This is a genomic window from Massilia sp. 05N420, from assembly GCF_056397205.1.
In genome coordinates this window covers 77382-90657 of the sequence record NZ_JBFTMX010000016.1, presented here as the reverse complement: position 1 = coordinate 90657, position 13276 = coordinate 77382, and the positions used below count along the sequence as shown (strand labels likewise).

Genomic DNA, 13276 nt, shown 5'->3' with positions numbered 1-13276 from the left:
ATTTTTCCACCGAATACTTTCGCAAATATCCAATGACCACTCTTCTCGAACGCGACGCGACCACCTGGCAGGACATCGGCGGCTTATATACTGCCGAAGAAATCGCCCAGCAGCCGGCGGTCTGGCGCGCCCTGTCGGCCAGCCTGCGCGCCCACCAGGATCGCGTCGCCGCCTTCCTCGGTCAGCGCCTGGGCGATCCGCGCCAGCGCGTCATCCTGACCGGGGCCGGCAGCTCGGCCTATGCGGGCCAGATCGTCGCCGACGAGTTGAATGCGCGCTGCGCCGCCCAGGTGCGCGCGATCGCCACCACCAGCCTGCTCACCCATCCGGAGCTCTACCTCGACCCAGGCGCCCCGACCCTGCTGGTGTCCTTCGCCCGCAGCGGCGACAGCCCGGAAAGCCTGGCGGCGGTCGAGCTGGTGCGCGCCACCGTGGCCGATGCCCGCTTCCTGCATATCACCTGCAACCCATCCGGCGCGCTGGCGGTGCGCGGCGCCAACGACGCCGCCGCCTGCGTGCTGCTGATGCCGGCCGCCAGCTGCGACCGCGGCTTCGCGATGACCAGCAGCTTCACCTCCATGCTGCTGGCGGCGCTGTGCGTGCTGAGCGGCGATGCCGATTGCGCGGCACGTCCCGAACGGCTGGCGGATGCGGCGGAACGCGCGCTGGCGCACTGGGCGCCGGCCGCCGCCGCGCTGGCCGCGCATCCGGTCGAGCGCGTGGCCTACCTCGGCAGCGGCCCGCTGGAAGCGCTGGCGCGCGAAGCCGCCCTCAAGCTGCTGGAGCTGACCGGCGGCCGCGTGCTGGGCATGGCCGATACCCCGCTGGGCTTCCGCCACGGCCCGAAGTCGGCGCTGAACGCGGCCTCGCTGGTGGTGCTGTTCTATAGCGGCAAGCCGCTGGCGCGCCGCTACGAAACCGACCTGCTGGACGAACTGCGCCGCGACGGCGTGGCGGCCCGGGTGCTGACGGTGGGCGTGGGCGGCGATTTCGACGCCGATGCGCCCGACTGGACCGACGCCTGGCTGGCCCCGCTGTGGCTGCTGATGGCGCAGCAGTATGCCCTGCACCAGTCGGCCGCCCTCGGCCTGCGCCCCGACAATCCTTTCGCCAGCGGCACCGTCAACCGCGTCGTCCAGGGCGTCACCATCTATGCACATGCGCAGGAAAACGAGCATGACTGATCCCGCTGGCTTCCACGGCATCGACATCGGCGRCACCAAGATCGAGCTGGCGAGCTACGACGCCGGCCTGCGCGAAGTGCACCGCGAACGCATTGCCACCCCGGGCGAAGACATCACCGCCTTTACCGAGGCCGTGTGCGCCCTGGTGCGGCGCGCCGATGCGGCGCTGGGCGCCGAGGCGCCGGTCGGCATCGGCCTGCCCGGCGTCACCGACGGCATCAGCGGCCGCCAGCTCAGCTCCAACGTGCCGGCCCTGAACGGCCGCGAAGTGCGCACCATGCTGCAGGACGCGCTGGCGCGGCCCGTCGTCACCGGCAACGACTGCCAGTGCTTCGCCCTGTCCGAAGCCGACGGCGGCGCCGCCGACGGCCTGCCGAGCATGTTCGGCGTCATCCTCGGCACCGGCGCCGGCGCCGGCTATTGCGTGGGCGGGAGCTTGCTRCGCGGCCGCAACGGCATCGCCGGCGAATGGGGCCACTGGCCGCTGCCGGCCACCCTGGCCGCGCGCTACGGCCTCGACCTCATCCCCTGCCCCTGCGGCCGCACCGCCTGCCTGGAACGCTATGTGTCCGGCCCCGGCATGCAAGGCCTGCACCGCCACCTGGGCGGCGACGGCGCCGAGCCCCTCGCCATCGCCGCGCGCGCCAATGCCGGCGACGAGATCGCCCGGCGCACGCTCGAGGTCCACCTCGACCTGCTGGCCCACGGCCTGGCCTGCGTCGTGCTCGGCCTCGACCCGCATGCGATCGTGCTGGGCGGCGGCCTGTCGAACCTGCCGCACCTCTACCGCGACCTGCCGGAAGCGCTGCGCCGCCACCTGTTCGCCGGCGCCCACCCGCCGCCGGTCCTGCCGCCGCGCTTCGGCGACGCCGGCGGCGTGCGCGGCGCCGCGCTCCTGATCCGTCAACAATTGAAGGACTTCGCGACACCATGAACCAGACCTCCCCCGTCCAGGACATCGTCAAGGCGCACCGGCGCGGCGACGCCGTCGGCCTGTACAGCGTCTGCTGCAGCCACCCGACGGTGCTGGGCGCCGCCATGCGCGTGGCCGCCGACTACGACACCCCGCTGCTGGTCGAAGCGACCTCGAACCAGGTCGACCAGTTCGGCGGCTACACCGGCATGACGCCGGCGATGTTCCGCGAGCACGTGCTGGCGCTGGCGCGCGAGCGCGGCTTCCCGGCCGAGCGGCTGGTGCTGGGCGGCGACCACCTCGGCCCGAACGCCTGGCAGGAACTCGATGCCGCCACCGCGATGGCGCATGCCGAGACCCTGGTGGCCGACTACGCCGCCGCCGGCTTCCACAAGATCCACCTCGACTGCAGCATGCGCTGCGCCGACGATCCCGAACGCCTGCCCGACGAGATCGTGGCGGAGCGCTCGGCGCGCCTGGCCCGCATCGCCGATGCCGCCGCGGCCGCCGCCGGCCATCCGCCGCCGGTGTACGTGATCGGCACCGAAGTACCGATCCCCGGCGGCGAGGCCAGCCTGGTCGACGCCGGCGCCCCGACCACCCCCGAGGCCGCGCGCCGCACCCTGTCCGTGCATTGCCACGCCTTCCTCGACGCCGGCCTGCACGGCGCCTGGCGCCGCGTGATCGCGATGGTGGTGCAGCCGGGCGTCGACTTCGACCACAGCCAGGTGCAGCATTACGCGCCGGCGCCGGCGGCGGCGCTGTCAAGCTTCATCGCCGACCAGCCGGGCCTGGTGTTCGAAGCCCACTCGACCGACTACCAGCGCGAGATCGCGCTGCACCAGATGGTGCGCGACCACTTCGCGATCCTGAAGGTCGGCCCGGCCGCCACCTTCGCCATGCGCGAAGGCCTGCTGGCCCTGTGCGGCATCGAGGACGAACTGGTGCCGGCCGCCGAAGCTTCGCGCCTGATGCAGGTGCTGGACGAAGTCATGCTGGCCAAGCCCGCCCACTGGCGCAAGCACTATCACGGCAGCAGCGAGGAACAGCGCCTGCTGCGCCGCTATGCGCTCAGCGACCGCTGCCGCTACTACTGGGGCGAGCCGCCGGTTGCCGCCGCCGTCGAGCGCCTGTTCGCCAACCTGCGCCGGCGCGCGATTCCGCTGCCCCTGCTCAGCCAGTACCTGCCGGACCAGTACCTTGATGTGCTGCAGGACCGCCTGTCCACCGATCCGCTGGCGCTGGTGGAGCACCGGATCGGCCTCGTGCTGGCCCAGTATGCGCGTGCCTGCAGCCGCAACATGGCGGCAGTCGGCAAGCCCGTCGCTATCTGTTAAGCTCGGCATTTTTCCAACGCCGACGAGCCGAGACCGACACCATGCGAAATACCAGCCAGCGCCGCGAAACGATCCTGCAAATGCTCTCCCGCCAGGGCTCGGTCCAGGTGACCGAACTGGTGGAGCAGCTCGGGGTCTCGGCCGTGACCATCCGCCACGACCTGTCCGCCCTGGGCAGCCAGGGCCTGGTCACGCGCAGCCACGGCGGCGCGGTGCTGACGCGGGTGCCGCCGCCGGAGCAGACCATGCGCCAGAAGGACGCCCTGTACCACGAGCAGAAGGAGCGCATCGGCGCCTTCGCGGCCTCGCTGGTGGAGGCCGGCGACAACATCGTGATCGACTCCGGTTCCACCACCATCTTTTTGGCGCGCAACCTGCTCGACGCCAGCGGCGTCACGGTCGCGACGAACGGCCTGAACATCGCCTGGGAGCTGGCCGACGCGCCCGGCATCGACCTGATCCTGACCGGCGGCCTGCTGCGCAAGCAGTCGCTGTCCTTCCAGGGCAGCCAGGCCGAGGCCTGCCTGCAGGTCTACAACTTCGACAAGCTGTTCCTGGGCGTGGACGGCCTCGACCTGCAGTTCGGCGTCACCACCCATCATGAGGCCGAGGCGAGCCTGAACCGCATGATGGTCGAGCGCGCCAAACGCATCATCGTCCTGACCGACAGTTCCAAGTTCGGCCGGGTCAGCCTGCACCGCATCGCGCAGCTGGACCGGATCCATACCATCATCACCGATGCCGGCATCAGCCCCGAGTACCGCGAAGGGCTGCTCAAGCTGGGCATCGAATTACATATCGCGGAATAGAGAGTGCTCGACGGCAGAATCCTCACCCCCGACGGCTGGATCGCAGGCAGTATCCGATTCGGTCAACGTATCGACAGCATCAGCGAGGATTCGGCCGCCGCCGGCGGACCGTGGATCCTGCCCGGCTTCATCGACCTGCACGTGCACGGCGCCGGCGGCGTCGACATCATGCAGGGCGGCGACGCCGGCGCCACGGTGGCGCGCCACCATGCGCGCCACGGCACCACCTCCCTGCTCGGCACCACCATGACGGCGCGCGAAGCCGCGATCCGCAAGGCCCTGAGCGGCCTGGCCGGCCCGATCGGCGAACGTCCGGTCGGCACCGCGCGCATGCTGGGCGTGCACCTGGAAGGTCCCTTCATCAACCCGGCCCGCCTGGGCGCCCAGCCGCCCGACGTCATGACCGCCAGCCTGGACCTGGTGCGCGCGTTGCACGCGATCGCACCGATCCGCGTGCTGACCCTGGCGCCCGAAATCGACGGCCACCTGGCACTGATCCCGCAGCTGGCGGCGATGGGCATCCGGGTCCAGCTCGGCCACAGCGCCGGCAGCTACGAGGACGGCCTGGCCGCTCTGCAGGCCGGCGCCGCCGGCTTCACCCACCTGTTCAACGGCATGAGCGCCCTGCACCACCGCGAGCCGGGCATGGTGGGCGCCGCCCTCGCCCATGCCGAGTACGCGGAAGTGATCCCCGACCTGCAGCACGTCGGCCCCGGCGCCCTGCACGCGGCGCTGCGCGCGATCCCGCGCCTGTACGGCGTGACCGACGCCACCTCCGCCACCGGCATGCCGGACGGCGAGTATGCGCTCGGCAGCCAGCGCGTGTTCAAGTGCCAGGGCTGCGTGCGGCTCGGCAGCGGGTCGCTGGCCGGCAGCGCCCTGACCATGGACCAGGCCCTGCGCAATTTCGTCGATATCGGCTTGACGATGCACGACGCCAGCAACCGCCTGTCGCGCTTCCCGGCCGACTACCTGGGCGAACACCAACGTGGCCGCCTGGTGCCCGGCGCCTGGGCCGACATCGTCGTCCTCGACGCCGACCTGCAGCCGATGGCCGTCTTCGTCGAAGGCGAAGCCATCGATCTTTCTTAACGGAGCCATGATGTCCGCCATGCTTTCCGCCTCCCCCGCCCGCTCCACCGCCTACCTCCTGTGCATCGCCGGCATGGGCGGCCTGCTGTACGGGATCGACGTCGGCATCATCGCCGGCGCCCTGCCCTACCTGGAATCGACCGCCTCGCTGACCTGGAAGCTCGGCGCCCAGGAACTGAGCTTCATCGTGGCCGCGGTGCTGCTCGGCTCCGTGCTGTCCTCGCTGTTCGCCGGCTTTCTCGCCGACCTGATCGGACGGCGCGCGGCGATGGCGCTGTCCGGCTTCCTGTTCGTCCTCAGCATCCCCGTGATCGCGCTGGCGGACGGCTACGTGCCGCTGCTGCTGGGCCGCCTGCTGCAGGGCGTGAGCGGCGGCCTGATCGGCGTGATCGTGCCGCTCTACCTGGCCGAATGCCTGCACGCGCGCCAGCGCGGACGCGGCGCCGCCCTGTTCCAGCTGCTGCTGACGGTGGGCCTGGTGGCCGCCGCCGTGATCGGGCTGGTGCAGGCGCGCAGCGTGGAGACCGCCTCGCAGGCCGCGGCGGCCCTGCCCGAGCAGCTGCGCGCGGCGGCCGTATTGGCGGCCAAGGACCACGCCTGGCGCGCCATTTTCTGGATGTGCCTGGCGCCCGGCCTCGTCTTCACCGGCGGCTGCCTGCTGCTGGCCGAATCGCCGCGCTGGCTGGCGCGCCGCGGCCGCGACCGCGAAGCCCGCGCCGCCCTGCTGCGCACCCGCACGCCGGCCGAGGCCGAACTCGAACTGGCCGAGATGCGGCGCATTCCGGCCGCCCGCAACGCCGCCGATCCGCTGCTGTCGCGCCGCTACGTCTTCCCCTTCCTGCTGGCCTGCCTGATCCTGGCCTGCACCCAGGCCACCGGCATCAACTCGGTACTGGCCTATGTGGTCAACATCCTCGGCCACGCCGGCCTGCCGGGCGCCACCGCGAACGCCGCCGACGTCATGCTCAAGGTGATCAACGCCCTGATGACGATGCTGGCCGTGTTCCTGGTCGACCGCCTCGGCAGGAAGTCGCTGCTGATGCTGGGCAGCGCCGGCATCGTGATCGCCTCGCTGGCGGCCGGCCTGCTGTTCCACGATACCGAGGCGCAGCAGCGCGACGTAAGCACGGCGGTGGCGGCCATGATCGAAAACGACAGCCTGGCGCTGCGCATGGATGCGCCCACCCTGCAGCGCCTCGGCGCCGCTGCCGGCGCCGGCGCCGGGCCGCAGGTCCTCACGGTCGCCTATGCCTACGGCCCCTTCACCAATGTGCAGACCCTGCGCAGCGACGATCCCGCCCTGCCGCTGCTGCAGGCGCGCCGCGCCGATGCGGTGCAGCCGGACAGCGTGCTGGGCAAGGCCTTCCGCCGCCTCCACCTGAACCCCTTCCCCGATCCGGCCGCGGCGGCCGCCGCGCCGCTGACGATCGAAAGCGCGCGCCTGGGCGCCCTGCCGCCGCCGGAACGCGGCTGGCAGGTGGCGCTGGCGATCGCCGTGTTCGTCGCCAGCTTCGCGGTCGGCCCCGGCGTGTGCGTGTGGCTGGCGCTGTCGGAACTGATGCCGACCCGGATCCGCTCGAACGGCATGAGCATCGCCCTGCTGATCAACCAGTTCGTCTCGACCGCCTTCGCGGCCCTGTTCCTGCCCATCGTCGGCCGCCACGGCTACTCCGCGGTGTTCTTYTTCGGCGCGGCCTGCTCGGTGGTGTATTTCCTGGCCGCCGCCTTCCTCCTGCCCGAGACGCGCGGCAAGACCCTGGAAGAGATCGAGGCTCACTTCGCGGGGGCCAAGGCCGGCTGAACTTGCGCCGGCGGTGTGGAAGGCTGCCCAAAGCCGGCAAAACCCCATAGAATAGGTTGATTCACGGAATCAACCTATTTACTGCCTTCCCAGCCATGCATCCGGACACCCTCTTATTCGCCGCGCCCGCCAGCCTGATCCCGGCCATCGCGGCCGCCATCTTCGGCCTGCTGATCGGCAGCTTCCTGAACGTGGTCGTGCACCGCCTGCCGATCATGCGCCAGCGCGAGATCGACAACTACATCGCGGACAAGGAGGGCAAACCGCTGCCCTTCCCGGAGCGCTACAACCTGATGGTGCCGAGGTCGGCCTGCCCGCATTGCGGCCACCAGATCACGGCGCTGGAAAACATCCCGATCCTCAGCTGGCTGGTCCTGCGCGGCAAGTGCAGCAATTGCAAGGCGCCGATCTCGGCCCGCTACCCGGTCGTCGAGGCGGTCAGCGGCATCCTGTCCGGGCTGCTGGTCTGGCATTTCGGCAGCGGCTGGGTGGGCCTGGCGGCATTGGTCTTCACTTACCTGCTGATCTCGATGACCCTGATCGACGTCGACCACAAGGAACTGCCGGACGACCTCACCTATCCGCTGCTGTGGCTGGGCCTGCTGGTCAACCTGGACGGCAGCTTCGTGCCGCTGCGCGATGCGGTGCTCGGCGCCGTTGCCGGCTACCTATTCCTGTGGGCCGTGGCGCGCGCCTATGAACTGGTGCGCGGACATATCGGCATGGGCGAAGGCGACTTCAAGCTGCTGGCCGGCTTCGGCGCCTGGTTCGGCTGGAAGATGCTGCCGACGATCATCGTGCTGTCCTCCTTCGTCGGCGCCGCCGTCGGCCTGACGATGATCCTGATCGGCCGGAAGAAAAAGGGCGAGTACATCCCGTTCGGCCCCTATCTGGCGGGGGCTGGTATGATCGCGCTCTTCTACGGACCGGAACTGACGCGCCTGGCCATGGGGCTGGCGCAGCCTTGAATGGATAAACAGGATTCCACGCCAGCCGCCCTGCGATTCGCCGTCGGCCTGACCGGCGGCATCGGCTGCGGCAAGACCACGGTCGCCGACCTGTTCGCGGCGCGCGGCGCCTCGGTCATCGACACCGACCAGATCGCCCATTCCCTCACCGCCCCGCACGGCGCGGCCATGCCGGCCCTGGTCGCCGAATTCGGCCCGGAGTTCGCCACGCCCGAGGGCGCGCTGGACCGCGCGAAGATGCGCGCGCTGGTGTTTTCCGATCCCGGCGCGCGGGCCCGCCTGGAAGCCATCCTGCACCCGAGGATACGCGAAGCGACCGCCGCCGCCGCCCTGCTGGCCACCGGCCCCTACGTGATCTTCGTGGTGCCGCTGCTGATCGAATCCGGCACCTGGCGCGAGCGGGTGGCGCGGATCCTGGCCATCGACTGCCCGGAAGAAGTGCAAGTGGCGCGCGTGATGGCGCGTAACGGCCTGGCGGAAGCCCAGGTGCGCGCCATCATGGCTGCCCAGGTCACGCGCGCCCAGCGCCGGCTTGCCGCCGACGACATCATCCTCAACGACGACGGCCTCGGCGCCTTGGAGCCCCAGGTGGAACGCCTGCACGCTTTTTATCTTGACAAAGCGGCAAGATTGGCGGCCGCACCGAACGAGCGTTTGTAATTTTGCCCACGATGGTTCAGAATCACGTGGTCGCGCCAGCCTACGCCGAGAGGAATGCCACTTTGATCGTCTACGAATACCCATTCAACGAGCGGATTCGCACGTTGTTGCGGCTCGAGGACCTGTACGAGAAGTTCAAGTTCTTTGTGAACCAGGAACATCCTCTGCAGCACCATGTCGCTCTCGCGACGATCTTCGACATGCTGGAAGTGGCCGGGCGCGCCGACCTCAAGTCCGACCTGCTGCAGGAACTGGAACGCCAGAAGCAAAGCCTGCTGAGCTACCGCAGCAATCCCGCCGTCGCCACCGAGATGCTCGATGCCGTGCTGGCCGAGCTGGACACGGTCAGCAATGCCCTCGTCACCGCCCAGGGCAAGACCGGCCAGAACATCCGCGACAACGAGTGGCTGATGAGCATCCGCGGCCGCACCGTGATGCCGGGCGGCGCCTGCGAATTCGACCTGCCCTCCTACTACGCCTGGCAGCAGCGCCCCGCCGCGCAGCGCCACGCCGACATCATGGGCTGGTTCGCGCCCCAGGCCCCGCTGTTCGACGCCCTGGCCCTGGTGCTGCGCCTGCTGCGCGACTCCGGCGGCCCGGTCAAGATGATCGCCGTGGCCGGCAGCTACCAGCAGATGCTGCAGGGGAAGGTCTACCAGATGCTGCGCCTCTCGATCGACGACAGCCTGGGCGCGATTCCGGAAATCTCGGCCAATAAATACATGCTGTGGGTGCGCTTCACGAGCCAGGGCGAGAACCTGAAACCCAAGGCGCTCGAAGACGATGTACCATTCGAGCTCACCCTCTGTAACTTCTGAAAACTGTCATGACCGTCGTATCCTGTCCAACCTGCGGCAAGAAGGTCGAATGGAAGCCTGAAAACCAGTTCCGTCCATTCTGCTCCGACCGCTGCAAGCAAATCGACCTCGGCGCCTGGGCCGAGGAAAAGTACACGATCCCTGGCGCCACGCCAGGCGATGCCCAGGACGATCCGCTGGCCGAGTAATGCCGCTCGCAAGCCGGGCTCCCGGCGCCAAAGTGAATCGGCTGCTATAGTCGTTCTTCACTTTTTGTCAGGAGCTCCCGATGCAAAAACGTAAACTGGGAAATCTCGAAGTCYCGGCCCTCGGCCTGGGCTGCATGGGCATGACCCATGCCTACGGGCAGGCGCCGGACCGCCAGGCCATGATCGACCTGCTGCGCACGGCGGTCGAGCGCGGCGTCAGCTTTTTCGATACGGCCGAAGTCTACGGCCCCTTCAACAACGAGGAATTGGTCGGCGAAGCGCTGGCGCCGCTGCGCGGGCAGGTCGTCATCGCCACCAAGTTCGGCTTCGCGCCCGATCCGAACGGCGGTACGCGCTGGTCCGGCCTGGACAGCCGCCCCGAACACATCCGGGAAGTGACCGAGGCTTCGCTCAAGCGTTTGAAGACCGACACCATCGACCTGCTCTACCAGCACCGCGTCGATCCGAACGTGCCGATCGAGGACGTGGCCGGCACCGTCGGCCAGCTGATCAAGGAAGGTAAAGTGAAGCACTTCGGCCTGTCCGAAGCCGGCCCCGACACCATCCGCCGCGCGCATGCGGTGCAGAAGGTGACGGCGCTGCAGAGCGAATACTCGCTGTGGACGCGCGAGCCCGAGCAGGAGATCCTGCCGCTGCTCGAAGAACTCGGCATCGGCTTCGTGCCTTTCAGCCCGCTCGGACGCGGCTTCCTGACCGGGAAGATGGACGAGACCACCCGGTTCGACAGCAACGATTTTCGTAACAGCCTTCCGCGCTTCACGGCCGAGGCGCGCAAGGCCAACCAGGCCCTGGTCGAGCTGCTGGGCCAGGTCGCGCAGCAGAAAGGCGCGACGCCGGCCCAGGTGGCGCTGGCCTGGCTGCTGGCGCAGAAGCCGTGGATCGTGCCGATTCCGGGTACGACCAAACTGCACCGGCTGGACGAGAACCTCGGCGCGATGGCACTCGAACTGACGCCGGAGGAACTCACCGGCATCACGCAGGCGGCCGCCAGCATCCCGATCGAAGGCGCGCGCTATCCGGAGAATCTGGCGCGCCAGGCAAAGGGCTGAGCCGGGCCGAACTGCGTTCAGCCGCGCGCCAGCTCGCGCATGACGCGGTCGTGGACGAAGCCGGGCTCGCTGCGCTCGCGTGGGCCCTCGGCGATCCAGGCCCAGGGCAGCACGTGGATCCCTCCGCGCAGGGCGCCCATCAGGAGCCTGGCTTCCCTGACCGCCCCGCACAGGTAGCAGGCCACGGCGAAGTGGTTCAACGCCAGGTCGGCCACACCGCCGCCCAGATCCAGCAGTTTCTCTTCCAGCGTGGCGGGACCGGCGTCCAGCCAGGCGTACAGCGCCGCCTTGAGCTCGGCCGCGCATTGCGGCGTGCGGATGGTCGCGCGGCCCTTCGCTCCCGTCGCCAGCGCATACTCGCAATACGCCACCGCGACCAGGCAGTGCAGCACCCGGCCCTTCGGACTGCGCCTGGAGACCGCGCGCACGAAGCCGAACATCTCCTTGTGGCTGCCGCACCATTTTTCTGCGGTCGCCATGAAATAGCTGTAGTGCGCGCCCCAGTGCAGGGACGAGCGGGCGATGGCGGCACGGAACAGGGTTTTCAGTTTCTCGTCCTCGCCGTCGCCGGCCACTTCGGCCACGATCAGCCAGGCAAAAGGATCGGCCAGCTTGGCGTCGAGCGCGGCCGCGGCCTGCAGCGGCACCTCGGCTTCCTTCAAGGTCCGGAAGAAGGGTTCCCAGGCGCCGGCATCGACGTCCTCCGCATACTCGCTGCCGCGGATCTTCCATGCGTCGGCTACCAGGTTGGCGCCAAGCAGCAGCTGGGCCATGGCGCAGCGTGGCTGGGCCTGCACCCAGCGCGATGCCGCCGGCACCGCGTTCTCTTCTTCGGCGATGGCGCGCACGAGCAGGTCGCGGCCCTCCTCGCTGGATTTGGCGAGCGCCTGTTCGACTTCATACCAGGCGCCCTGTTCCAGCCTGGCCAGCAGTCGCTGGGCTTGCTGCTTTCCGCGGGATTCGTTGACGACCGCGCGCGGCTTGAGGCCGAGGGTGGCGAGGAGGCTCATGCTTGACTCCGAAGCAATATATTGCTTGGAAGATAAATAAAATGTTTCAAGAAGTCAACATTCACGTCCCTGAGAGGGACAGATCCAGGATGGCTTCCCGGATCAACGCTGCCATCCGTTCGCAGCCTGGCGTCTGGGTTCCGGTTCCCATGAGAAGCGCCAACCGGATATCCGGAAGTTCGGGCACGCCGTCTTCGGCGGTGAGCAAGCGCAATTCCTGCGGCAATCCGAGGCGGGTGCGTACAGTAACGCCAAGCCCGGCGGCGACCGCCGCCCATACGCCGGCCAAACTGGGACTCGTGTACACGATACGCCAGGGAATGCCCGCGCGGTCGAGCGCGTCGATCGCGGCCTTGCGCATCACGCAGGGGGAATCCAGGACGGCCAGGCGCACGGGTTCGCGCCGGACTTCTTCCCCGCCGAGGCCGGGTGCGGCGGGTCCTATCCAGCGCATCGGATAGTCGCCCAGTATCTCCACCTGGGGTAACTGGCTTGCGATATGCCAGGCAAGTGCGAGATCGATCTTGCCGGCCTGGAGCCGGGCGATCAGTTCGGCGTTGCGGGCAATCAGCGTCTCGACCTGCAAGTCCGGATGGCTGCGCATGAAACGGCCGAGGACATTCGACAGCAGGCTTTCGCCAAAGTCTTCCTGAAGGCCGAGCCTGACGACACCCTGGATCTGCATCCCGGACACGGCGGAGCTCGCTTCATCGTTGAGCTCGATGATCCGGCGTGCATAACTCAGCAGCACTTCACCCGCCGGGGTCAGCACCAGGCCGCGCCCGGACCTGCGCAAGAGATCGGCATTCGCCTGCTCTTCCAGCTTCTTCAGCTGCATGCTGATGGCCGAGGTCGAGCGTCCGAGCTTGTCCGCCGCCCGCGAAAAACTGCCGAGATCGATACCTTCGCAAAAGCTGCGCAATGCATCCATATCGAAATTCGTTCGCCGCATTATCGTCCCTATTTATTGAAATATCGCTTCAGATATATTCGATTTTCAAAACCATCTCCTGAAAATATCATGTTCTCCTCAACCATGGAGAAAGCAATGACGTCGACTTTGAAAGGAATGGGAGCCAGCGCATTGGGTGCCGTACCCGCGCTGGCCGAGCTGTCGGACCGTGTCCTGTTCGGCGAAGTCTGGGAACGCGCTGCGCTGGGAAAACGCGACCGCAGCCTGGTAACGGTCGCCTGCCTGATCGCGCTGTGTCGCGACGAGCAACTGCCCTTCCACCTGCAGACTGCGCTCGGCAATGGCGTCACCCGGCAGGAACTGGAAGAAGTGGTCACCCACCTGGCTTTCTATGCGGGATGGCCCGCTGCCGCTACCGCAACGCGCCTGCTGGACGCGCTACCGCCCATGGCTGACTGAGGAAGCTGGCCGATGCCGCCGACTGGTCCTTCGGCAACGGCCTTGTCGCCACTA

14 protein-coding genes are annotated in these 13276 nt (G+C 68.5%); 12 read left to right on the top strand and 2 right to left on the bottom strand.

The window, feature by feature from the left end; all coding sequences use genetic code 11:
* Positions 1 to 32: 32 nt before the first annotated feature.
* From AC1DIX_RS12955 to AC1DIX_RS12905, 11 genes are all read left to right on the top strand, one after another.
* Positions 33 to 1184, top strand: a complete 1152-nt coding sequence (locus AC1DIX_RS12955) for an SIS domain-containing protein (RefSeq protein WP_477324746.1) — start codon at positions 33 to 35, stop codon at positions 1182 to 1184.
* Positions 1177 to 2118: an ROK family protein gene (locus AC1DIX_RS12950; protein WP_477324744.1), complete on the top strand. Its 942-nt coding sequence runs from the start codon at positions 1177 to 1179 to the stop codon at positions 2116 to 2118. Before AC1DIX_RS12955 ends, AC1DIX_RS12950 begins: the two co-directional genes overlap by 8 nt.
* Positions 2115 to 3434: a D-tagatose-bisphosphate aldolase, class II, non-catalytic subunit gene (locus AC1DIX_RS12945; protein WP_477324742.1), complete on the top strand. Its 1320-nt coding sequence runs from the start codon at positions 2115 to 2117 to the stop codon at positions 3432 to 3434. The genes AC1DIX_RS12950 and AC1DIX_RS12945 overlap by 4 nt, the downstream gene beginning before the upstream one ends.
* A 41-nt stretch (positions 3435 to 3475) precedes the next feature.
* Positions 3476 to 4243: a transcriptional repressor AgaR gene (gene agaR, locus AC1DIX_RS12940; protein WP_442122245.1), complete on the top strand. Its 768-nt coding sequence runs from the start codon at positions 3476 to 3478 to the stop codon at positions 4241 to 4243.
* Between the two features lie 3 nt (positions 4244 to 4246).
* Positions 4247 to 5335 carry an N-acetylglucosamine-6-phosphate deacetylase gene (locus tag AC1DIX_RS12935; protein ID WP_477324740.1) on the top strand — a complete coding sequence of 363 codons (1089 nt, stop codon included), beginning with the start codon at positions 4247 to 4249 and terminating at the stop codon, positions 5333 to 5335.
* A gap of 19 nt (positions 5336 to 5354) precedes the next feature.
* Positions 5355 to 7136 (top strand): MFS transporter, encoded by a 1782-nt coding sequence (locus AC1DIX_RS12930; RefSeq protein ID WP_477324738.1) that lies wholly within the window; start codon positions 5355 to 5357, stop codon positions 7134 to 7136.
* Positions 7137 to 7231: 95 nt separating this feature from the next.
* On the top strand, positions 7232 to 8104 hold the full coding sequence (locus AC1DIX_RS12925; protein ID WP_442122241.1) for a prepilin peptidase: 873 nt from the start codon (positions 7232 to 7234) through the stop codon (positions 8102 to 8104).
* Complete coding sequence (coaE, locus tag AC1DIX_RS12920) at positions 8105 to 8764, top strand: dephospho-CoA kinase (RefSeq protein ID WP_477324736.1); 660 nt, start codon at positions 8105 to 8107, stop codon at positions 8762 to 8764.
* A gap of 62 nt (positions 8765 to 8826) precedes the next feature.
* On the top strand, positions 8827 to 9582 hold the full coding sequence (gene zapD, locus AC1DIX_RS12915) for a cell division protein ZapD (protein ID WP_442122330.1): 756 nt from the start codon (positions 8827 to 8829) through the stop codon (positions 9580 to 9582).
* 8 nt (positions 9583 to 9590) lie between these two features.
* Positions 9591 to 9770 carry a DNA gyrase inhibitor YacG gene (gene yacG / locus AC1DIX_RS12910; protein WP_442122239.1) on the top strand — a complete coding sequence of 60 codons (180 nt, stop codon included), beginning with the start codon at positions 9591 to 9593 and terminating at the stop codon, positions 9768 to 9770.
* An 80-nt stretch (positions 9771 to 9850) separates the two neighbouring features.
* Positions 9851 to 10840 carry an aldo/keto reductase gene (locus AC1DIX_RS12905; protein WP_477324734.1) on the top strand — a complete coding sequence of 330 codons (990 nt, stop codon included), beginning with the start codon at positions 9851 to 9853 and terminating at the stop codon, positions 10838 to 10840.
* Between the two features lie 17 nt (positions 10841 to 10857).
* Here AC1DIX_RS12905 and AC1DIX_RS12900 read toward each other — a convergent pair whose 3' ends face one another.
* Both AC1DIX_RS12900 and AC1DIX_RS12895 read right to left on the bottom strand, forming a co-directional pair.
* Entirely contained in the window at positions 10858 to 11850 is a 993-nt protein-coding gene (locus tag AC1DIX_RS12900) for a hypothetical protein (protein ID WP_477324732.1), read from the bottom strand.
* A 61-nt stretch (positions 11851 to 11911) separates the two neighbouring features.
* Positions 11912 to 12781, bottom strand: coding sequence for a LysR substrate-binding domain-containing protein (locus AC1DIX_RS12895; RefSeq protein ID WP_477324730.1), 870 nt, complete (start codon positions 12779 to 12781; stop codon positions 11912 to 11914).
* Between the two features lie 117 nt (positions 12782 to 12898).
* Here AC1DIX_RS12895 and AC1DIX_RS12890 point away from each other — a divergent pair, with 117 nt between their 5' ends.
* On the top strand, positions 12899 to 13222 hold the full coding sequence (locus tag AC1DIX_RS12890) for a carboxymuconolactone decarboxylase family protein (protein ID WP_442122235.1): 324 nt from the start codon (positions 12899 to 12901) through the stop codon (positions 13220 to 13222).
* Positions 13223 to 13276 lie beyond the last annotated feature (54 nt).